16 protein-coding genes and 2 pseudogenes are annotated in these 21,445 nt (G+C 63.2%); 9 read left to right on the plus strand and 9 right to left on the minus strand.

Annotated elements, in window-relative coordinates; genetic code table 11:
• Nucleotides 1-31: 31 nt before the first annotated feature.
• A pseudogene (locus tag J1M64_RS19750) lies at nt 32-238 on the plus strand (sucrase ferredoxin); the annotation flags it as partial.
• A gap of 30 nt (nt 239-268) precedes the next feature.
• Here J1M64_RS19750 and J1M64_RS05740 read toward each other — a convergent pair.
• Entirely contained in the window at nt 269-1,240 is a 972-nt protein-coding gene (locus J1M64_RS05740) for a VOC family protein (protein WP_206473384.1), read from the minus strand.
• A 459-nt stretch (nt 1,241-1,699) separates the two neighbouring features.
• On the opposite strand from J1M64_RS05740, the gene J1M64_RS19755 reads away from it, so the two are divergent.
• The gene (locus tag J1M64_RS19755) at nt 1,700-2,215 is read left to right on the plus strand and encodes a sucrase ferredoxin (RefSeq protein ID WP_274601485.1); all 516 of its coding nucleotides are present in this window, start codon (nt 1,700-1,702) and stop codon (nt 2,213-2,215) included.
• 90 nt (nt 2,216-2,305) lie between these two features.
• Here the strand turns inward: J1M64_RS19755 and J1M64_RS05750 are convergent, their stop codons facing one another.
• The 3 genes from J1M64_RS05750 to J1M64_RS05760 are packed head-to-tail and all read right to left on the minus strand — an operon-like array spanning nt 2,306 to nt 6,936.
• Nucleotides 2,306-5,308 (minus strand): DUF3427 domain-containing protein, encoded by a 3,003-nt coding sequence (locus J1M64_RS05750; RefSeq protein ID WP_241261198.1) that lies wholly within the window; start codon nt 5,306-5,308, stop codon nt 2,306-2,308.
• 53 nt (nt 5,309-5,361) lie between these two features.
• The gene (locus J1M64_RS05755; protein ID WP_206473385.1) at nt 5,362-5,775 is read right to left on the minus strand and encodes a (deoxy)nucleoside triphosphate pyrophosphohydrolase; all 414 of its coding nucleotides are present in this window, start codon (nt 5,773-5,775) and stop codon (nt 5,362-5,364) included.
• 60 nt (nt 5,776-5,835) lie between these two features.
• Nucleotides 5,836-6,936, minus strand: a complete 1,101-nt coding sequence (locus J1M64_RS05760) for a hypothetical protein (RefSeq protein ID WP_307872377.1) — start codon at nt 6,934-6,936, stop codon at nt 5,836-5,838.
• A gap of 140 nt (nt 6,937-7,076) precedes the next feature.
• Here J1M64_RS05760 and J1M64_RS05765 point away from each other — a divergent pair, with 140 nt between their 5' ends.
• Entirely contained in the window at nt 7,077-7,697 is a 621-nt protein-coding gene (locus J1M64_RS05765; protein WP_307872378.1) for a hypothetical protein, read from the plus strand.
• Between the two features lie 117 nt (nt 7,698-7,814).
• Here the strand turns inward: J1M64_RS05765 and J1M64_RS05770 are convergent, their stop codons facing one another.
• Nucleotides 7,815-8,969, minus strand: a complete 1,155-nt coding sequence (locus J1M64_RS05770) for a phosphotransferase family protein (protein ID WP_241261184.1) — start codon at nt 8,967-8,969, stop codon at nt 7,815-7,817.
• Nucleotides 8,970-9,302: 333 nt separating this feature from the next.
• Here J1M64_RS05770 and J1M64_RS05775 point away from each other — a divergent pair, with 333 nt between their 5' ends.
• From J1M64_RS05775 to J1M64_RS05785, 3 genes are all read left to right on the plus strand, one after another.
• Nucleotides 9,303-10,271, plus strand: coding sequence for an LLM class flavin-dependent oxidoreductase (locus J1M64_RS05775; RefSeq protein WP_241261185.1), 969 nt, complete (start codon nt 9,303-9,305; stop codon nt 10,269-10,271).
• 132 nt (nt 10,272-10,403) lie between these two features.
• Nucleotides 10,404-11,096 carry a trimeric intracellular cation channel family protein gene (locus J1M64_RS05780; RefSeq protein ID WP_206473389.1) on the plus strand — a complete coding sequence of 231 codons (693 nt, stop codon included), beginning with the start codon at nt 10,404-10,406 and terminating at the stop codon, nt 11,094-11,096.
• 46 nt (nt 11,097-11,142) lie between these two features.
• Nucleotides 11,143-11,436, plus strand: a complete 294-nt coding sequence (locus tag J1M64_RS05785) for a hypothetical protein (protein ID WP_206473391.1) — start codon at nt 11,143-11,145, stop codon at nt 11,434-11,436.
• 62 nt (nt 11,437-11,498) lie between these two features.
• Here the strand turns inward: J1M64_RS05785 and J1M64_RS05790 are convergent, their stop codons facing one another.
• On the minus strand, nt 11,499-11,927 hold the full coding sequence (locus J1M64_RS05790) for a hypothetical protein (protein WP_206473393.1): 429 nt from the start codon (nt 11,925-11,927) through the stop codon (nt 11,499-11,501).
• A gap of 1,450 nt (nt 11,928-13,377) precedes the next feature.
• On the minus strand, nt 13,378-14,673 hold the full coding sequence (locus J1M64_RS05795; protein WP_206473395.1) for a hypothetical protein: 1,296 nt from the start codon (nt 14,671-14,673) through the stop codon (nt 13,378-13,380).
• A gap of 672 nt (nt 14,674-15,345) precedes the next feature.
• On the opposite strand from J1M64_RS05795, the gene J1M64_RS05800 reads away from it, so the two are divergent.
• The gene (locus tag J1M64_RS05800; RefSeq protein ID WP_206473397.1) at nt 15,346-17,478 is read left to right on the plus strand and encodes a hypothetical protein; all 2,133 of its coding nucleotides are present in this window, start codon (nt 15,346-15,348) and stop codon (nt 17,476-17,478) included.
• A 494-nt stretch (nt 17,479-17,972) separates the two neighbouring features.
• Here the strand turns inward: J1M64_RS05800 and J1M64_RS05805 are convergent.
• Nucleotides 17,973-19,287, minus strand: a pseudogene (locus J1M64_RS05805) (ISL3 family transposase).
• Between the two features lie 143 nt (nt 19,288-19,430).
• Here J1M64_RS05805 and J1M64_RS05810 point away from each other — a divergent pair.
• Nucleotides 19,431-19,622 (plus strand): hypothetical protein, encoded by a 192-nt coding sequence (locus J1M64_RS05810; RefSeq protein ID WP_241261186.1) that lies wholly within the window; start codon nt 19,431-19,433, stop codon nt 19,620-19,622.
• Here the strand turns inward: J1M64_RS05810 and J1M64_RS05815 are convergent.
• The gene (locus J1M64_RS05815; protein WP_241261200.1) at nt 19,606-21,126 is read right to left on the minus strand and encodes an IS1634 family transposase; all 1,521 of its coding nucleotides are present in this window, start codon (nt 21,124-21,126) and stop codon (nt 19,606-19,608) included. The genes J1M64_RS05810 and J1M64_RS05815 overlap by 17 nt on opposite strands.
• A 59-nt stretch (nt 21,127-21,185) precedes the next feature.
• Between J1M64_RS05815 and J1M64_RS05820 the strand changes: the two genes are divergently transcribed.
• Entirely contained in the window at nt 21,186-21,407 is a 222-nt protein-coding gene (locus J1M64_RS05820; RefSeq protein ID WP_206473399.1) for a hypothetical protein, read from the plus strand.
• Nucleotides 21,408-21,445: the final 38 nt, after the last annotated feature.

The following is a 21,445-nucleotide window of genomic DNA, read 5'->3' on the forward strand; positions in this document are numbered from 1 at the left end:
GTCAAGGACCACGCATCCGGCTCAGTAGCCGGGCGGCGACCGCTTTGCCGCGACGATGCTCGTCCTGCCGCACGGCCTCTTCTACGGCCGCGTCGACCAGGCGGAGGACCCGGCCGACATCGTCACCGCCTACAACGAGGAGCGGGTCGACGAGCGGTACCTGCGTGGACGCAGTAGCCACTCGGCGGCCGTGCAGAGCGCCCAGCACCATGCCCGCGCGGTGGTGGGAGCTGATCGAGGTCAGGGGCGCGTAGGAAGCGTCAGTGCGTCAGACGGTCTCCACCACGGGCTCGGACAGGGAGTCGGCCACGGCCTCGGCGGCGGTCTCCTCGAGCGGGATGGTGCAGGCCAGGGGCTCGCTGCCGGACCAGTCGTGGCCCCAGTAGCTGTCGGCGGTGATGTTCTGCGGCAGGTACTGGTCCTCGTCCACCATGAGGCCGTCGTAGCCGAACTCGATGTCCCAGCCGCCGGGCGCGCGCAGGTAGTAGGACACCATCTTGTCGTTGGTGTGGCGGCCGAGGGTGGAGGAGATGCCGAACCCGTGCTCGGTGGTGCGCTCCATGGCCTGGGCGACCATGTCCATCTCGGCCACCTCGAGCATGATGTGCACGATCCCCGGGCCCATGTGCGGGGCGGGCATCACGGCGAAGCTGTGGTGGCGCGGGTTGACGCCCATGAACTGGATGCGCAGCGGCGGCATGCCGGGGGCGGCCGGGAACGGGAACGCGCCGCGGGTGTGGAAGCCCAGCACGTCGCGGTAGAAGCCGATGGTGGCGTCGTAGTCGGTGGTGGGGACCACGAGGTGGCCCAGGCCCAGCTCGTCGGTGACAAACTCGGTGCGGTACTTGGTGGAGACCTTGGAGTGGTCCAGTTCAGCGCCGTGGAAGATCTCCAGGCGCTGGCCGCAGGGGTCGTCCAGGGTGATGGCGCCGTCGACCTTGATGGCCTGCGCCTCGTCGTGGGTGAGGTCGCGGTAGGCGATGCCGTGCTCGGTGAGGGTGACCCGGACGCGGTCCAGGGCGATCTCGTCGCGCACCTCCCAGCCCACCGCAGCGAGGTTGTCCTTCTCCGCGCGGCGCAGGGTGATGCGGCGGGCCCGCTCGTCGAGGCGCAGGTGGAGGGTGTCCTCGTCGCCGCCGGCGCCCACGCCCAGGTCCAGCACGTCGTGGGCGAGGGTGCGCCAGCGGTCGAGGTCGGTGGTGTCGATTCTGAGGTAGCCGAGGGCCCGGATGTCGCCCATGAAGTGTCCTTTCGAGAGATGGCCCCGGCGCGCCGGGGTGTCACCGCGGGGGAGCGCCGCGCGCGCCCGGGGGAGGGATGAGGACACTGTGGCCGCGATGTGGCGCGCGTCACCAATCGATTCCGCTGGGCGGGAAAAGGGGTGGTGGGAGGATGGGTGGAGTGTGGCCAGGAGGGCGACTGCACCTGCCGGCTGGACCACCCATGATCTAGTACCCGACCCGCCACCACGCCCGAGCTGGGCCGCGAGATCGCCGGGCGTGCCCAGGAGGCCGACGTCCGGATCGCCGCGATCCGCAGACCGGGTCGTCGTCGTCAGACCGATGAGCAACGCTGGCGGTGGGCGCTCGCCGACGCCCGGCCCGGGCACGAGTCGCTGCGGTGGGGCGAGGTCGACGGCCCGGTCGGGTACGCCGAAATCCCCCTCGACGGATCCGCCGGCACCCCGTCAGCGGAGCCGCTGGTCGCGGTGTGCGCGCACGGCAAGCACGATCAGTGCTGCGCGGTGCTGGGGCGCAGCGCGGCGGCTCGGATCGCCGAACGATACCCGGACGCGACCTGGGAGTGCTCCCACCTGGGCGGGGACCGGTTCGCCGCGACGATGCTCGTCCTGCCGCACGGCCTCTACTACGGGCGCGTCGATCAGGCGGAGGACCCGGCCGACATCGTCACCCGCTACACGGAGGGACGCGTCGACGAGCGGTACCTGCGAGGGCGCAGTAGTTACTCGGCGGCTGTGCAGGTCGCGCAGCATCATGCCCGCGCGGTGGTGCCCGACGACCGCATCGACGCCTTCGCACCCGTGCGCGTGGTCGAACACGACGAGCACGTCGAGGTGACGCTCGACGGACCCGGCGGACCCATCGAGGTGTGGTTGCGGGAGACCTACTCGGAGCCGATCTTCACCATGTGCCGGGCCCACGCCCCCGGCCCGGTGAGGCAGTGGGAGCTGATCGAGGTCAGGGCCGACGTGTAGAGACCCAGTCCAGGGGAAGCCGGAGACGACGACGAAGTCTGCGGCTGCCACGAGAATTACATTGCCGGCCGTGCAGTCCGCGCGCTCAGATCAGATGCTGAGCACCGATGCTTGGGAAAGAACGTCCGCTGGCATTGGCCGGCGGAGTTTCCAACGAATTCGTATTGGCCGCTCTCCGGAGTGAGAATCGTAATCTGCGTTTCCCAGCAGCAAGAAGGGTGCGGTGGCGACGTCATCCTTCGGGGAGTTGCGGACTGCCAGCAGCACGTTAGTCCGTGTTTCGCGTTGGGCCAGGTAGCGCCTGCCAGTCCCCGACGACTGCGACGTGTTTGATTGAGACTCCCAGTCGAACAGCGTGGGCGAGACCGGGACGTCGCGGTACATCGTTGACGGGCTGAAAACCCTCTCGTCTTTGTGCAGGTTGATGAAGAAGATGTCTGTCTGGTGGGGCTCGGACCAGGCGACTCCCTCACGAGATCCCTGTGGCCTGCCGTCCTTTCCGCGCCAATCTAGTGCTGACAACAATTCCTCGCGGGTGTAGCTCGCGTGGGAACGCAGTGGTAGATCCGCAAGGTTGCCGTCCAGCGGCAGCGGAACGTGACGAATGTTCCGTGTAGACGCCTCCATAAGCTGGACGAGCTCCTCGAACAGGCGCGGGTACTCGGCGAGGTCGGCGACTGTCTGAGTGAAGTCAGGCGTGGGTTGCGAGGGCAGGAGGTAGTCGATGAGCATCGACGCCCATACGTCGTTACGGGCGAACGTCTGGCCACCCAAGATGCCTTCGCTGACCCGCGTGTACTCCCGAATTCGGTCGAGGTCGTCGACCGTCCTCAATCGCTGAAGTCTCTTGAGAAGCTTCTTCTCCTGACCCTCGGGCTCTGGCTTGCCCGTTGCGATCGACACGATGGTCGTCCAAGCGCGATCGGCGCGATAAATGTCGTCTAGTTCGCGGTTGGTCTCGTTGAGGAATTCGGCGAGCTTGGGGACTGCACCGAGAGACCGCAGGTCCTTCGCCAAAGCGCTCTTCGAGCTAGCCTTGACCGCCTCTTTGATAGACCGCAGAACCTCGTCTCGCGATACCTCGTCGAGGACGATGCGTGAGGCCCCCGGAAGAGACGGGAAACCCACATCAAGGTCGTCCTCGAGGCGGCGGCGAGATAAGCCAGTCATCGCATGAAAACGACCGGCCAGGTCGAAGGCCGCCCGATGCTGGCCCACGAAGTCCAGGACGGTCAGGACGGCCTTGCCTGGGGAGCGGCGCAAACCGCGTCCGAGCTGCTGGATGAAGATCGTGGAACTGGCTGTGGGACGAAGCATCAAGACCACGTCGACAGAGGGAATGTCGATGCCCTCGTTGAAAACGTCGACAGTGAAGATGCAGCGCAAGTCCCCGGACTTAAGTTGCTCGACCAAGCGGCGGCGCGCGTCTGGTTCGGTGGTGCCAACAATGGCGGCGGAGGGCAGACCGCGCGCCGTGAATGCCTCAGCCATATATCTCGCATGTTCCACTGATATGCAGAATCCCAGCGCTTTCATGCGGCTGGGATCGAGAACCTTCTCGCGGAGAGCCTTGAGGATGAGCAGGGTACGGGCGTCATTGCCGGTGTAAAGCGAGGAAAGCGCTCCTGGGCTGTACTGGCCGGCTGTCCACTCCACATCGCGGAGATCCGTGTTGTCAGAGATGCCGTAGTAGTGAAATGGGCACAGTAGGTCCTGTTCGAGTGCGTCCCACAAACGGAGTTCGTATGCGGTCCGACCGTCGAATAGCTCTCGTACGTCCACACCGTCGGCGCGCTCTGGAGTGGCCGTCAGACCGAGCACTTCCGAAGCGCCGAATCGAGACAGGAGGCGTCTGTAGCTTGCAGCCTCTGCGTGGTGGAACTCGTCGATGACGAGGACGTCCCACTCGTCTGAGGCGTGCTCGTCTCGATCCAGTGATTGGACGCTGGCAAAGACGTGTTTCCAGCGGCGAGGACGCTCGCCGCCAACGAATAGTTCGCCGAATGAACCGTCACCGAGCACAGCGCGATAGGTGTGGATGGCTTGGACAAGGATCTCTTTCCGATGGGCCACGAACAACAGCGATGGCTGCTTGCCGTCCGCACGCTCGGACAGCGCTCGGTAGTCGAGAGCTGCGACGACCGTCTTGCCAGTGCCGGTCGCCGCGACCAGAAGGTTGCGGTGGCGGTCGAAGACCTCCCGTTCGGTTGCGAGCGCGTCGAGCATGAGTTGTTGGTGGCCGAAAGGTCGTACCTCGAGGCCCGACAGAGTGACGAGGACCGAGTTGGACTTGCGGCCGCCCGCTTCCTCGAGCGCACGGTCAAGCTTGTCGGTATCGCGCTCCGGGTCGTACAACTCAAAGTCCGCCATGTTCCAGTACGAGTCAAAGACAGTACGGAACTTTGCGATCTGAGCCGCATGCACGACCGACGACAGGCGGACGTTCCATTCGAGTCCATCAACAAGGGCAGAGCGCGAGAGGTTCGAACTGCCGACGTAGGCGGTGTCGAATCCCGAAAGCCGACGGAACAGCCACGCCTTGGCATGCAAGCGCGTCGAGGCCTTTTCGAACCGCACTTTGACCTGAGCGCCGTAGTCCTTAACTAGAATATCGAGCGCCCGGCGATCAGTTGCGCCCATGTAAGTAGTCGTGAGAACGCGCGGAGTTATCTCGCGTTCGGCGAGAAGCTTGAACTGCGGGGCGAGGACCGTCACGCCAGTGAACTTCACAAAAGCGCACAGGAGGTCGACTTCGTCAGCCGACTCCATCTCGAGCGCGAGTTCGTTGCCGAGGCCGGGCTCGTCGCGGGCGTTGGTAAGAAGCGCCCCTTCCGACAGTGGGGTCGAAGGTCGGCGCGGTTCATTTCGTCCAGCGGGATAGATGGACTGGAGTACTGACCCACCTGCTAGGTCATCGCCATCGGAGTCGAGTACATCGAGAAACCGCTCAACCACTTCGAGTCGCTTCTCGTGGTCCACTGATTCGAGGTGCCTACGAACTGCGTCGCCGATATGTCGTCCGAGGATCTCGGGTGCGCGGGCGGGATCCAGATCAACAATGCGTCTTGCCCCTACGGTGGCGTCGAGACGCATCTGCAGGCGTGGGGTGACAACCGAATCGTAAAGCCCTTCGGGCAGTGGTGCACTCACAATTGCTCCGAGACGGGATTGAGGCTCGGAGACGAAAGGACCGCTACTGCAGGGAGGTCAGGAGCCGCCCATTCCAGAGACGCCAGAGAGTCGAGGGGCAGCCAGCGCAGTTCATCGTGGTCGGTGCTGCGAGTGGGCGCCTCGGCAGACGTGACGAGGTAGCAGGCCAAGTCGATGTCGAGATCGCCGACCGAAGTAACAGTCCTATCGACAAGGGCACCAACTGAGACCGAGATGCCAAGCTCTTCTCGGACTTCGCGTACCAAGGCGACCTCGGGCTTCTCGTCGTCGTCGATCTTTCCACCTGGAAATTCCCACTTGCCTGCCGCAGATTTTCCTGGCGCGCGCTTACAGGCCAGAACCTCGCCGTCTCGATAGAACACTGCCGCTACTACTTCGATCCGCGGCATTGCTCTCCCTTGTCAGCCCGATTCGCGTTCGGAAGTAAAGCTTATCTACATGGCCGGCGCTCACTTCGCCATATCGCCCCAGTCGGTGAACCCTGACGGATCGTGCCGGCCCAGGTTGGCGTGCTCGAACAGGCCCCAGCCCACGTCGCCGTTGCAGGTCGCGCGAGCTACGTGGTCGACGGTGTTGAACGGCAGCATCGAGACGACGTCGGGTGAGGTCATGTCGTAGGTGACCGACTCACTCCAGCCGCGACCCATCCAACGACCGTGCGACCACGCCGGGTCGCCCACGTACCCGGAGCCCATGCTCAGCGGGACCCCGAGCAGGGTCTCGACCTCCAGCAGGAGGGGCTCGCCGTGCGGGGTGGTCAGGTGCACGCGCACACGCTCGGGGTGGCGGGTGCCGGGCCGGTAGTCGACCTCCATCCGCGGCCAGCCCAGCTGCTCGATGCGCCCGTCGGCGAACACCCGGCTCGCATGATTGAGCGTGCGGTGCCCGTCTGGGCTCTCCTGCAGGATGATGACCATCGCGTAATCGTCGAAGCGCAGCGGGATGTACGTCCACCAGAAGCCCTCGCGCGGCTCGGCTGCCCACCGGCCCGGCGGATCCGACTCGCCGCTCGGACGGATGCCCCACGAGCGGTCCCGGGTGCCGAGCCAGACATCGGGGTCGACGTTAAACTCTCGGCCGTCGACCGCCAGCGTGCCGGACCAGCTCCCCACCTGCGCGAACCGGCTCGCGTCGAGCATCGCGCGCGTGCCCTCGAGCAGCACGTGCCGCTCCTCGAGCACCGCGTCGAACAACCCCTCCCACGTCAGGTCCATGGACAGATCCGGGTGCTCGCACACCAGCCGGAGCCGCCGCAGCGGCTCGATCACCTCGATCCGGTACCCACCCACCGTCGGCTCCAGGGTCCGCGCCTCGAGCGCGTCGGAGAACCGCACCGACCGCTGGGTGTCACCATGGCGGACGGTGGCGAACGCATCGACCACCCCGAGGTTGGGATACACCCCGAACCCGGTCACCAGGAACACCTCGCCGGTGCGGTCGTGGGCGTTGAAGTAATAGCGGTCGTAGAAATTGCGGTCGCTCGTCACCGCCTGCGCCATCGGCAGCGGCGTCTGGTGGACGGGGAACTCGTCGAGCGGAGTGGGTTTCACGGTGGCGCCTCATCATTTTCTGCGGTGCGGACGGGTCACCCCAGACTGACCGAGCCGTGCCGAGCGCGAGCGCACTTTGGAGTCGAGTCCCGCCAGGACTCTTCTGATTCGATGTCGTTGTTGCTGCATACAGTGCCCATGTGGAAGTGGAGTCGACAGGCATGCGCGCGTTTGTCGATGAGTCAATTTGCGTGCGGAGTGAAACGACTCAGGAGTATCTCATCGGAGCAGCCGTCGTCGTCGCAGAGGAATGCGACTCAATCCGTGAGGCACTCAGGCCGCTGCGGCTTTCAGGGCAGATCAAACCGCACTGGTCGGATGAGAGTGATCGTCGTCGTCGCACGATCATCGAGGCGATAGCAGGTGTGGAATCCATGAATGTGGTCATTGCTCACCTCAGCGGGCGCAGCCGTAAGACTGAGCGGCACCGGCGGAAGTGTCTGGAATTGCTGTACCACGAACTCGGCGAGGCTGGCGTTCTGGACATCACCCTCGAGCGCCGAAGTGATGCGCAGGACACGGGAGATCTCGCCCACGTCGTGGCTCTGCAAGGCCACGGATGGCATCCGGGGCTGCGGATACACCATTGTCGCGGCGGTGACGATCCGTTGCTGTGGATCCCGGATGCAGTTCTCGGGGCGGTGAACTCGAGTTTCTCTGGTAACAGCAGCTACCTCGACGCACTCCGCGACAGCATCCTGATCGAGAAGCGGACCCTCGAATCGTTGGACTCAGGGCTCGGGCAAAGCGAAAGGCCCTAGATCCAGTCGTCCGGCTGGGATTCTAAGGCCTTCTTCCCGATCCGTCGTAACGGCGGGCATTCATCACTGTAGCTACGGCGACCTGAAGGGCGCAAGACCTCCCCGGCGCGCTGGACGTCAGTCGGCGATGAGCCGGGCGAGCATGGTGTGGTGCAGGACGTACTCGTCCGGGCTCGCGGGTGGTTCCTGTTCGCCGAAGTGGATACGACGACGAGTGATCCGCGACAGGATGATGGCCTGCCGCAGCCCGGCGTACACGTAGTAGAAGTCGAGGTCGCGGACGGTGGAGCCCGTCACCTGCTCGTACTGCTCGACGACCTCGCGGTGGTCGAACAGGTCCGGGATTCCGGGGAAGCCGAAGGTGACCGCGAGGTCCTGGAACAGGTCGTGGAAGTACAGGAACCAGCCCAGGTCCACCTCGGCCGGCGCGATGGCCGCCATCTCCCAGTCGAGAACGGCCGTCGGGCGCGTCCCCTCGTAGAGGATATTGCCGATCCGGGCGTCGCCCCAGCTCAACACGTCCGGGCCGGTCTCGTCGGGCCAGTGCGCCTCGATCCAGTCGAAGGCCCGATCGATAAGCGGGATCCGCAGCCCGTCCTCACGGGTCGTCCACTCGTAATACGCGCGCTGCTCGTCGACGTGTGCGCGCAGCGCGCTCATCCCGGGCGCCGGGGCCAGCGCCGGCAGGAGGTCGGCCGGTGCGGGGATACGGTGGATCGCCGCCAGCACCGCGACGGACTCGCGCTGCAGCTCGGCGCGCTCCCCGGGGGACATCTCCAGCAACCAGCCGTCGAAGACGTACGGGGGGTTGTCGACGGGCGCCTGACCGGAGGCGCGGTCCATCACCAGGAACGGCGCTCCGAGCACGCCCGGGTCCTGCTCGAGCCAGCGGACACGGGGGACCGGCAGGTCGGTGTTCTCGGCGACCGCCCGCATCACGTCGAACTGCGTGGCCAGGTCGTAGACGGGAAACACCGGGAACGCGTCGTCCAGCGGGCACATCCGGGCCACCAGCTGCGCGGACTGCGGTTCGGCTGCGCCCCCTGACGAGGCCGGGCCGGCCGGAGTCCAGGAGGCGTCGAAGAGGACCGAGATGTTCGACATCCCCGAACTCTCCGGCCTGCTCACCGCCGAGACCTCGACACCTGCGGAGGCATCGACCTCGTCGCGGCCCGCGAGCCAGGCGGTGAGGCGGTCGCGGAACTCGTCGAGGTCGGCCTCGCCCGAGGTCACCCGTTGGTGGAGTGGTTCGTCGGAGCGTGCGGTGGTCATGCGATCGTCGTCATGTGGTTCGGACCCTTCGTACGGACCTGATGCGCGGGCGGGACCCGCGATGAGCACAGTGTGACCCAACGCACAATACGGAGGATCTGAAATGCGCATCCCCGCAGTCGCCCACGCGGTCTGGGGCGGTGAACCTCGTCGTCGTCGTACTTTGTCGCCGTACTTCGTCGCGGTGCGTCGCGGTAGTTCCCCGGACCGGCAGGGGGTGGGGAGATCGGTGATCCGTCACCGACATGGGCGGATCGGTAGCCTCTGGGCGTGGGCCACCACGGCCCTTACTGCAACGGTGAACGTAGAAGAAGGTGTGTTGTGTCGGTCCCCTTGAGCATCCTTGACCTGGTCTCCATCTCGGAGGGCTCCACCGCACGTGAGGGCATCGCCGCCTCGATGGAGTCCGCCCAGCTCGCCGACCGGCTGGGGTACTCGCGCCTGTGGTTCGCCGAGCACCACAACACCCCCAACCTCGCCTCCAGCGCCACGGCGCTGCTCATCTCGCAGGCCGCGTCGGTGACCGAGCGGATTCGGGTGGGTTCCGGCGGCGTCATGCTGCCCAACCACGCGCCGCTCATGGTGGCCGAGCAGTACGGCACGCTGGCCAACATCCACGGCGACCGGATCGACCTCGGCCTGGGCCGCGCCCCCGGCACCGACGGCATGACCGCGCAGGCCCTGAGCCGCTCGTCGGCCGAACCGCAGGCCTTCGCGCGCCACATCTACGACCTCCAGGGCTGGTTCGGCGAGTCCGGCACCGCCCACAGCGTCCCCATCTTCTCCGCCGTCTCGCAGGGGATGGAGGTGCCGATCTGGGTGCTGGGCTCCACCGTCAACGGCGCCTCGATCGCCGGCCAGCTCGGCCTGCCGTTCTCCCTGGCCTCGCACTTCGCGCCCGACCAGATCGACGACGCCATCCGCGTGTACCGCGAGACCTTCAGCACCGAGGCGCCCACCGCCCGCATCGAGAAGCCGCAGGTGATGGCCGGGATCAACGTGGTCGTCGCCGACACCGACGAGGCCGCGCGGCGCGAGTTCACCACGCTGCAGCAGATGTTCCTCGACCTGCGCGCAGGCCGCAGCCGCAAGATCCAGCCGCCCGTCGACCCCGCCCAGTTCGCCGGCGCGACCAACCCGATGCTCGACATCAGCGCCGTCGGCTCGCCCGACACGGTCAAGGCGCAGCTGCAGGAGTTCGTCGAACGCACCGGCGCCGACGAGCTCATCACCGTCACCTACGCCTACGACCCGGCCGTGCGGAACCGCTCGATCGAGCTGCTCGCCGACCTCTGGTTCTGACCGCCGCCACCACCCGGACCCACCACGCGGACCACCCGCATCCGGCCCTCGCGGCGCGCTCCCGACGGGGACGCGGGAGGATAGGCCCATGCTGACCCGTCACCTCGCCTCCCGCACGGTCTGAGAAGAGCCGTGGAGTTCCTCACCGTCCTCTTCCTCATCGGCATCACCGCGGAGGCGATGACCGGTGCGCTGGCCGCCGGTCGCGAGCGCATGGACCTGTTCGGAGTGGTGATCGTCGCGTGCGTCACCGCCATCGGCGGCGGCTCGATCCGCGACGTCCTGCTGGGCCACTACCCGCTCATCTGGGTGGAGCATCCCTCCTACCTCGCGCTGGTGGCGCTGGCCGCGGTCCTCACCGTGGTCGTGGCCCCGATCATGCGGCACTTCAGGGTCCTCTTCCTGGGGCTCGACGCACTCGGACTGACGGTCTTCGCGATCATCGGCGCCCGGATCGCGCTCGAGACGGGACACGGCGTCCTCATCGCCGTCGCCGCCGCGGTCATCACCGGCGTGTTCGGCGGAGTCATGCGTGACCTGCTGTGCGACCGGGTGCCGCTGGTGTTCCGGCAGGAGCTGTACGCCAGCATCGCCATCCTGGCCGCGCTCGTCTTTGTGGGCCTCACGGCCGTCGGCGTCCCGGAGAACTGGAGCGCGTCGATCACCCTGGTCGTGGGGTTCAGCCTCCGGGTGGCCGCGATCCGCTTCAAGCTCGGCCTACCTGTGTTCGACTACTACCAGGAGACCGAACAGTCCGAGCGCCCGCTACGTGGACGTCGTCGGCACCGCTGGAGTGTCCGGGGCTGGTCCAAGGACGTGGACTGACAGACCGGGCGGGCGGTCGTGCCGCGGACGCTGCGGGCCGTGATCGTTGCGGACACAGACGAGGCAGCTCAGCGCGAACTCACCGTTATGCAGCAGATATTCTTATCTGCGCGCCGGGCGCATCCGCACGCTCCCGCCGCCCGTCGACCCCGCCCGGTTCGCTGACGCCACCAACTCGATGCACGACCTAGGGGCCGTCGGCCCGCCCGCCACGGTCAGGGCGCAGCTGCAGTATTTCGTCGAGCGCACCCGCGCCGACGAGCTCATCACCGTCACCTACGCGTACGACCCCGCGCTGCGGAACCGGTCCATCGAGCTGCTGGCTGACCTCTGGCTCTGAGCGATCGGGTTGGTTGGATAGATTCCAGGTCGAGGTGTGCATACCGGCCGAATCACCGGCTATCACTGCAACTCGCGTCCCAGATCAAATTCCATGGTCTCTGACCAGCCGCCATGGAGTGGAGTTGGTTCTGTTCCATCCAGTTGCTTGCTGAACGTCTCAACGAGAACGCGATAGGAGTGCCAGTCTTGGCAATAGTCTATGTAGGCAACAAGGCGGCCGGTCGAGCTAATGGTGAACCCGACAACTGTATCGGACATCAAAAGCTGGATTGGCGTAACATCAAATCCAAGCTCTTCACATAGACCGGTGATTGTCTCACCGGCGTTATCTCGACGGTTCGGGGGTATGGCGAACAGGCACTTATCCAGTACGCCCATCCGGCGCAATTTGGAAACTTCGAAATATTGCCCACTTGACCTCCCAGAGTGGAAGTAGTCAGAACCGGCGACCATGAATATGCGATCCGCATATTGCGCAGCCTCCGACATGTACCGCTGCCATCTATCATCGTCGATCGCCCAAAGGGGCCGTCGGATGGACCGAAAATGTCGTCCGGGTAGGCGGGCGATTCTCGTCACCGGACCCGTCCTAGAGATGAAATCGCCATAGAGATCTTCGAAGACACCGTAACCACCTCGTAGAAGGGCGCTGGTCGGCCCTCGCTCGGGGCTGGCCCAGCGCATTCGGTCAAGCCACGCCGAGCTAAATGGTTGCAGGTATAAAACCTGGCAAGATGAGGGGAGCGGAAGTGGGTTTCGGCCGGATATGAGGTGTCGCTCTAATGTGATTGCCGGAGCAACCGAGTTGCTCAGAATCGCTAAGCCGACAGCTAAGAGTATCCCCCCGGTGACAGGGAACCAAGCGGAGAACTCCAACGAAGCGACAAATACGAGTATTGACAGCCCCGCGACATTGGCTAAGAACACGAGCGCGCAGCCGAGCAGTCGAATCAAACTCTCTAAAGCAACCTTCGAGTGTGGATTTGTCACCCTTGAACAAGTTCGACGCCACCAGGGAGCAGAGAACACGGCGCCGACTGCGAGCGTGAACGGCCACCAGTAGGCTTCTGGTACCCAGAGGAGACTCACTAGGGCGCTTAATGTGGCGATTGCAGCAGCGGACCCGATAAGACCCATTTTTCGCCGAAGCCGTCGACTGAGGTGGGTCAGACTGCGAATTCCGAGGCCGGCAGCTTCCGCTAGCGCGAGGCGGGGGACGATCTCACTCGAATCGTGAAGGATGCGGGTTAGGTAGGACCGATCGGTCACGATCTGAAAGCTGTTGAACATACCGATAACGAGTACTAATGTGGCAATATATCCCACGTGATCACCCAATCATCTATTCTTGGCGGAGAAGTGCGATGACACTTGTACCTACAACGAGCAGCAGGCAGGTTTTGAGTGTCGTTGGTAAGCTGGACGAATCGACATATAAGACGCTTTGTCTAGCTGGCGAAAAGGCTCGCCGGTCTGGGTCGAGTAGCGTTGAAGTTGATCACCTTTTTCTGTCTATCGTTGGCGTTCGCCTTGATTCGGTTTCCGCAATTCTTGCCGAGCTTCAGGTTCCCCTCGCCTTTGTGGTAGAAGGTGCTCGGAGGAGGGTTGGACTGCCAATTGTCCCCACATCTGCCGAATTCGAACCTGCTACTCGCGTCAAGACTGCACCGTTTGTCAATGGAATGGCAGCGGCCGCGCGACCAGGGTCCTCCATTGCGATGTCTTCAAGTCTGGAACGCGTAATGCAGCTGGCAGGCGAGAAAGTTGGCCCTCGAAGGGGAAAGAAAGTAGATTCTGTAGACATGTTAGCGGCAATATGTGAGATTCCGAATGGGCCGTTGGCGAAACAGAATTATTTCCTTGGAGTCACATCAACGGATATTCGCAAGGCGAAGGCGGTTGTAAGTGCGGGGCAGTGATGTTAGCGAGCGATCTACATCTACTGAGGCTCCTCTGAAACATGGTGGCCAAGGTGTCGAGACAACGCTCCATGGGGAAGCACCGTGATTTCCCCACTGAGAGTTCCGAGAAATGAGACTACGGCACCGAAATATGAAACATCATCCCGGCCGTTCGCTGTATAAGCCACGAGCCGACCTCGCGCCGTAATGCAGAAGCCCAGCAATTCCACTACCGGAAAAGAATCTAAAGCCGAAGTGGGAATCTGCAGTTCGTCACATAGTCGCTCGACTCGGTCAATGGTCTCCGATGCTCGCCCGGGCGGCACCAGGAACAGGCACTTCTCCAAAAATCCCCACTCTTTCAATTTTTGGATTTCCCACCGAAGTCCTTCCGTTGTTCCTGCCACCAGAACAATCAATTTTGCAGATGCTGCGGTGTGTTCGACTGCTAGCTGCCACTCATCGTCATCCCAATAGGTTCGAGCAGCACCGAGAGGTGGTAATCGTTCATCGGGTCGACCTATCGCCACAAAATTTCCTTCGGTCTGGACAATGGCGGCGATCAACTCCTCGAACCGCATTCTGCTCCCGCCAGTCAGGATCCCGATCGCGCCTCTGTCTGCGTAGGTCGTTTGAACTCGCTTATGATCGTCGTCGAAAGCGCGCAATAATAGGATTTCCTCCGCTGTGGTGGACTTCGAAAAGCGCGGCGTAGTTCTCCGGGCTACCAAAAGGCGGTGAATGTACTTCATGGGTGATGCCGACGAAGCCAAGAGTACGACTCCTGCTAGCACCTGGGTAACGGCGGCAGCGCTTGCTAGACCATCAGTACTGAAAGTAGTTGTCGACGTGATTATCAGCCAGACGCCAACGAAACTAAAGAGTGAGAAAAGGAGTAGGCCTAGTATTCTGAAGGGAACCTCTCTGCGGGGTAAGCCTGCGGCGTGGTCGAGGTGGCCAGCCAGCCGCAATACTAAGTCGCCGAACATGTATTGAGTTCCGATAATCTGGTAGGTGAGCAGCGCGGTGACGATTGCAGCAGAGGTGGTTTCGCTTAGTCCGAAAAAGCCGTGACAGACGATAGCGACCATTGTGAAGAACGCAGCGGGTGCCGCGAGACGAACCCATAGCATGCGCGACGCGCGCTTCCGGGCGTATTCGATATCGCGTAGCCCGATGCCGGCGATTTCGGCCCGGCACAACGCCTCGGTTAGCTCGCCCTGCAATGACCTCGATAAGCGAATGGCTTGTCTTTCTCGGATCCCTCGATCCGTAATCCGAAACAAAAAAGCCGATAAAGATACAATCAGCAACGTGAATAACAGCGTATACACGATCGTGTCCCCCAATCGTAGTCAGCATGCCTGAGAACGTAGATCGAAGCGTAGGGCAGAGAGCCGCTGCCGCGGCGGGCTACGGCCTAGGTCTTGTAGTAAATGCACGTTCAGCTGACAGGCAGCTCCTGTTGAGGCCAAGTCAACGCAGGAAGTAGTCAGCGTTGCGTCGCGAAGCCTTAGTGGGGTTGGACTCGAGGATCTCCGCGCGTGCCGACGGCGGGAGATCGGTTGGGCGGCCTGTCGATCCCGGGCGGGCGTTCGGCCGTGGCGCGGTGCGCAGCGACGATGGGCTGACTACTTGGGTCACTCAGGCCGCGTTAACGTGAAACTCCGATTGGAAGTCGATGTAAAATCGACGAACCGGGTCCGGTTGTAATCCCTCACATCGCCTTCGATGTCGCAGGCAGGAGTTTGATCATGCGCACCGTTCAGCATCGAGGTCGGCCGGCCTTTCCGTCCCCAAGGGTTGTAGCTAGTCGGAACCGCGTTAATGTGCGCCGAAATAGATTTGTTAGAGTCCTGTCTGCGGCGGGTCTTCTAATTTCGGTATCTGTCTGGATTGCGCTACTCACGCTACTTGTATGGGGGTCGATATTCGAAGCCCGGACCACACCGATTAACGGTACCCACTTCGGCTTATCGACCGTTACCGGAGCTGTGCTGATAACGGTGACGGCGTACATTTCAGCCCGCATCGCGGCCATGTGGCAGGTGAGAAAGCACTCCACCGTCGGAACGGTCTGGCTCTCGGCCTTCGCCACCACTGGCGTACTCCTTAGTTTCCCGGCGTTCGTTCGTTGTCAGGAGGGATCGGCGTTATGGGCGGGGCTGGCGGACACGATCGGCCTGTTCGTCCTTAGCTTCAGTGACCAGTGGTCCTCTGGGCCTTGTATGGCGCCGATTCCACTCGGGATTGAACTGGCCCGCGTCTTCGCTTCCGTGACCACGATAGCCGCGTTTGTGATCGTCGCTAGTCGAGTTTTCCGGTCTGCCATCGACTCGTGGGAAATTCGGCGTGCGCCCGATGTTGTCGTGTTTATCGGGGTCGACGACGAGACTTTGCCATATCTTTCGCGGATCGCGATTTTTAATGGAAAGAACCAGAACCTCACCAGTGTCGTGCTTTTAACTAGTGCGCCTGACCGCGCGTGCGTTCAGAAGTTGGCGACGGTGGGCGTGAAAGTCGTCCGCACTGATATCGATTCCGATGAGGAGTTAAGCCGCGAGGTGTCTAAGTGGCGTGTTTCGCAGGTGTACTTCGTGTCGTCGGACTCTACGGCAAATATAGCTCGTCTATCCACGTTCCTGGCGTTGACGGACAACGGTCGTGAGACGGCGTCTACCGGCGATGTAGCAACTGAAGAAAGCGGTCCGAAGCTCGGTCGCGCATTGCTCCGATCGCGGTACCCGCGTCGTTCATTGCCACGGTTCGTTGTGCGCATCGATGATGTTTCCGAAGCTGAGAGGTGGCGTAGGAATTATCTCGGTGAGACTGGTGTCGCACTGGATGTAGTGGGGTTGTACACCGCTACCGCCGAGACGATCATGCGGCCGTTTTGTGATCCTGCGGGGACAGCGTCCAATCAGCTTCTGCCGGAGGGGTCTGACGAAGAAGTTGACTTCCGTCCTTCAGGTCAGCGCGACTCGCACTCGTCACTGCTGCCGATTAGATCGGCTGTCATCTGTGGCGGTTCACCGCTGACGTGGGCTTTGCTAGATTGGTTGGCACAGTCAGTTCGTGAGGCCCGTTTCCTCGCTGCATCCGGGATGAGAAGTCTCCCAGCGCCTCAAATCGACGTTACTCTAATTGCGCCTGATGCAGACGAGTTTGTTTGGGATCATGAGCGCCGACAACGAATGTTCGGCAGCGACGTGCTCGGGTGCAATGCGGTGTGCAGCAACCCGACAGTTGCCGACATTCGTAAGGCGCTCGAGTCTTCGGACAAGGATCCCGGGCAAAGCGATCTTGTGGTAATTACCGACGGATGTACCGATCGTCCTGAAATTTTGGGCGCTCGAGTCGCCGATGAGTTCCCCGAAGTTTATGTGCTCGAATATTCCGATAGGTTAAACGTTCCTGTTTCGTTTGTGAAAGGTAGGATGGTGCAGCGGTTCGGACTATTCCTGGGAATTCCCGACGGTCTCGCGCCGCAGGCCATTGAGCGGTGGTATCGGATGGGGCAACTTCTTCACGCTGCGTACCTTCGGAGTGAAGAGGCAAAAATTCGGCGTGCAATGGACGACCCTAGCCTCCGTCGGCCGGCACAAGCTCCGTGGGAGCAGCTTCCCGCTCTTTACAAGCGTGACAATATCCGAGCCGCGCTCACAACGTTCGATAGCGTCAGGAAACTTGGTTGGTCGTGGTCTGCGGTTCCGAACGGACGTGATCTAGGTCGGCCATTTTTTCCTAGCTGGGACGATTCTCGAATAGCTGAGGATAGGAAGAGTTTCGAGTCTACTTTCGGCTTTTCTTCGGAAGAATTGCGAGAGCTTGCCAAGGCTGAAGCGGCGTCCTGGTGTAACCTACGAACGACTTCGAGTCCGGCTTGGAAGGCGCCTGCCCCACGGGCCCCGCTGCCGAGTATGGAGGAGATGGATGACGCGGCTCGCAAGGATGCGAATCAGAGACGCATTGCCGAGTTCGAGAAAAGGTATGAGCATCCGGCTTTGTTGCCTTGGGAGGATCTGTCTGAGGAGAACCGCGTCAAGACGGAGTTTACCGTTATGCAAACACTTGCTCAGTTGCGCCAACTCGGCTACTACGCCACAAGGGAAGACGATGAGTGTAGGGGACAGATATGAGCGGGTCGGAACCGTCTCCGCGCATCGGTTGGCCCAGGACCACAAATGGACGACTGGTCTTGGGGAGCCGATGGAAGGCAAGGCAGGTGCTTGGCTCGTGAGTGATGATTCGGGCGGTGAGCGAGTTGTTGAGGACAGCGCATTCAGAAGGACGCACGAACACTTGAGTGGCCACACGTGGCGCCGAATTTCTCGTGTCCGAGCTCGTCGGGTGGAGGCGGCCGAAACCGTCCGTACAACTGAGGGGGACGCCACGGCGTGCGCGGGCGACTGGGTCGTTACTGACGAAGATGGGAATTCGTGGCCGGTTCGAGAGTCTCACTTCCGAAGCGCCTACGTCAGGGTTGACTCCGAATAACCTATTAAGCCGTGAAACGTGCGCTGTTCGCCTTTTAGTCGTGAGTTGCACAGGTGTCGGTGATTTCGCATCCGGGTGTGTGATCTTTGTTGGTATGGGCGTCGGCGATTCCTCAGGTTATGGGGCCCTTCCGGATTCAGAGTGCATTGATCCGATCCCGCAGCTGTCCGGAGTGAATCAGTGACCGCAAGATGTAGTGCTTGAGGTTCCGGAAGCCCAGGGCGATTCCGCGGAGGTGTTCGAGCCTGCCGTTGATGGCCTCGACGGGGCCGTTGGAGGCGCCCACGTCGAAGTAGGCGAGGATCTCGCGGCGGCGCTTCCATAGCGACCGGCCCAGCTGGGCGAGCTCGGGCAACTCCTTGGGCACCCCGGCCCGGATCGACTTGAGGAGCTTGTACATCGCGATCTTGCCCTCCCGCCTGCCCGAGGCCTCGTAGGCGGCGATGAGTCGCTGGTAGACGCCGTAGGTGACCTCCACCGCCGCGTGCGCGTCATTGGCGGTGAACGCCTTGAACAAGCGGACCTTCTGCTTGTCGGTAAGCAGCTCAGCGCGGGTGCGCAGGGTGCGGCGGATGCCGTACAGCGGATCGCCGGTCCGTCCCCGGTGTCCGGTGGTGGCCTGCTGGATCCGTTGGCGGCACACGGTGAGCTTGGCGGCGGCAAGATGCACGACGTGGAACGGGTCCATCACCGTGCGTGCTTCGGGCACGGCCTTGGCGGCGGCGGAGTGGTAGCCGGCGAACCCGTCCATCGTGACCACCTTGACTCGATCTCGAAACACCTGGTCGCGGGCGTTGAGCCACTCGATGAGGACCTTCGCCGAGCGCCCGGGGATCATGTCCAACAGACGAGACGGGCCGGTGCCGTCCACGACCGGGGTCAGGTCCACCAAGACGGCGGGTGAACGAGCTGCTGCCGTCGCCGCGGACGTGCTTCCATTTGTGCTCATCGACCCCGAGAACGCGGACGCCATCGAAGTGTCCGGGCTGGTCGTAGACCATGGCGCGGGTCTCGGAGACCGCCAGGTCGTTGACCAGATCCCAGCCCAGCCCGAGGGCCTTGGCGACCGCGGACACGCTGGTGCGGTCGATCGCCAGGCGCTGCAGAATCCAGCGGCTGCACCGGCGGGTGGTCTTGGCCCGCGGCTCGGCCAAATCAGGCATGCGCTGCTGGAAAATCCTCGTAGCGCACTCGGTGTTGTCGCAGGTGAAGCGTGGTACGCGTACGTGCAGTGTGGTGGGATGGCCGACGATCGGCAGATCGGTCACCTTCCGCTCGATGTGGTCACGGAGCCTCCCCTCCGTCCCGCAGTCGGCGCACACCGGGTCCAGCGTGACCGGGGAGCAGAACAGGTGCGTGAACTCGTCGGCCACCGCGGCGTCGGTGATCGTCACCCCGAGCTCGACGGTGCGGCAGATGGTGTCGGCAAGCAGGCTGGCGGTAGCGTTCAAAGCGGGTCCTGGGTGGTTCTGGGTGCAGGTGTAGGAACCGCAATCCTCACACCCCCAGGACCCCTACATCTTGTGCCTCACCGCATCACCGCAGCATCACCGCAGCATCCCCGCTACGCACTCCGGATCCGGAAGAGCCGGTTATGGCGGGGCTCAACGTGGTCGTCGCCGACAGACACGCGGATGCTCAGATCGAGTTCGCCACGCTGCAGCGGATGTTCCTCGACCTCCGCGCCGGGCGCAGCCGCAAGATCCAGCCGCCCGTCGACCCCGCCTGTCGCCGACGCGACCGGCCCACTGACCTGAGTTCCACAACTTTTAGTGCCCTGCGTTGATGGCGTGGATGAGGTCTCTGGCGGCGTCATCGATTGCGGGTTCGGCGATGAGTTCCTGGTCGCCGACGGTGACGACGACCGTTCGCAGTGGTTGAAGGGTCTGGACGATCCTCTTGATCGTTGTCCCGGTCTGGTGCTGAAGGTGGCGGGCCACCGCGAGAGCGGCAAAGACCACTGTGAGATGCGCTTCGATCGAGTCGCGCGTGCGGTGGAAGACCGGCCGCGCCTTCAAATCCGACTTGGCCATACGAAAGGACTGCTCGACCTTCCACAGGTCGTGATACGCCGCCACGACGGCATGACCATCCATCGCGGCTGGGGCGATGTTGGTGACAAACCCCTTGTAGCCCGCCGACTGGCGGGCCCGCTCGATCGACGCCTCGTCCAGGGCGACGGTCTGGCCGGTGACTTTGACGAACCGCTGCTTCTTGAGCGGCTCTGCCCGGTCAGCGACCCGCTGCGCACGGTTGATCTGCGCGTTGAGCGTGCGGTAATCGCGTTGGGCGCGCTGCCACTTGTAGTGCCACACCACCCTGCGGTCGCGCCGATCGCTGCCTTGGCCCATCGGGCGGGTCAGCTCCACAACTTCGTCGTCTTTGATGGCGTTGCCGCGGAGGCCGAAGTGGTCCTCGAGCTCCTTCGGTGCCTTCGAGGTGCGGGATGCGACGATGAACGACAGCCCGGCGTCCTCCAGGGCGTTGAGGTTGGCCGCCGAGAGCATGCCGGCGTCGGCGACCACGACCATGTCGGCGACATGGTGGCGCTGCTGGAAGGCGGTGATGACCGGGATCAACGTCTTGGTCTCGGCCTTGTTGCCCTCGAACACGTGGATATCCAGCGGAAACCCGTCGCGGGCCACCAGAAGACCGACGGTGATCTGTGGGTCGACGCGGCGTTCCTTGCTCATGCCGACTTTGCGCAGGCCGTCCTCTTTCTCGGCCTCGAAGTACAACGTGGTCAGGTCGTACAACACCAGCGCTACGCCAGGCCCACCGGCGCCCGTGACATGCTTCCAGCAGGCGGTCGCCAGGAGGGTGCGGTAGTCGCGGTCCACCACGCGCCGCAGGCAGTTGTACGGCGTGTTGACGTGCACGGGATCGCGGCCGAGCTGCTGCAGGACTCGGATGGAGTCGACTTTGCTCGTCGGCTCCACCAGTCGCGCCACGACCAAGTCGGCGAAGACCGGATCGTCGATGGCATCGAAGCCGAGCCGGCGGTAGGTGCCTTCCAGTGCCTGCAACAAGACCCGAGACGAGGAGCGTTGCACCACAGCAGACGAGGCCGCCGGCACCTCGATCACCGCCGCAGGACTGTCCTCCAATCCGAGGTCGAGCGCTTCTTGATCGCCTTGGATGCGCTGTTTCGCGATCGCCACCAATGCCGCCAACTCGGCAGGCGTGTGGGCAGAGCCGATGTGCTCGACGATCTCCCGCTTGCCGCGGAACTTCCTGGCGATCTGCACGCCAGTCGCGCCCGACGCGGTCGGGACTTTCCGCACATACAGGCCCACCAACCCCAATCTACCGATCGCGTTAGTACCCCAGAACGATCACCAGCGAACCCGTGAACAGCGACGATCTACCGCGGCAGCCACGGATCGCCGTCAACTTGTGGAACTCAGGACTGATCGACATCAGCGCGGGCGGCGCGGCAGACACGGACAGGGCGCAGCTCGAGGAGTTCGTCGACCGCACCGGCGCCGACGAGTTCATAACCGTGATCCACGCCTACGACCCCGCGGTGCGGAACCGGTCGCTCGAGTTGCTGGTTGGCGTCTGGTTCTAGTCGAGGAGGCAGCCCCCGCAGCCCCCGCAGCCCCCGCA

The sequence above is a fragment of the Dietzia sp. KRD202 genome (assembly GCF_017168155.1).
Classification (GTDB): Bacteria; Actinomycetota; Actinomycetes; order Mycobacteriales; family Mycobacteriaceae; genus Dietzia; species Dietzia kunjamensis.

Coding starts and splice junctions, on each gene's coding strand:
- J1M64_RS05740 (WP_206473384.1), bottom strand. CDS start 1,240: ATGGGCGACATCCGGGCCCTCGGCTACCTCAGAATCGACACCACCGAC.
- J1M64_RS05750 (WP_241261198.1), bottom strand. CDS start 5,308: ATGCGTCTCGACGCCACCGTAGGGGCAAGACGCATTGTTGATCTGGAT.
- J1M64_RS05755 (WP_206473385.1), bottom strand. CDS start 5,775: ATGCCGCGGATCGAAGTAGTAGCGGCAGTGTTCTATCGAGACGGCGAG.
- J1M64_RS05770 (WP_241261184.1), bottom strand. CDS start 8,969: ATGACCACCGCACGCTCCGACGAACCACTCCACCAACGGGTGACCTCG.
- J1M64_RS05790 (WP_206473393.1), bottom strand. CDS start 11,927: ATGTCGGAGGCTGCGCAATATGCGGATCGCATATTCATGGTCGCCGGT.
- J1M64_RS05810 (WP_241261186.1), top strand. CDS start 19,431: ATGGCGGGGCTCAACGTGGTCGTCGCCGACAGACACGCGGATGCTCAG.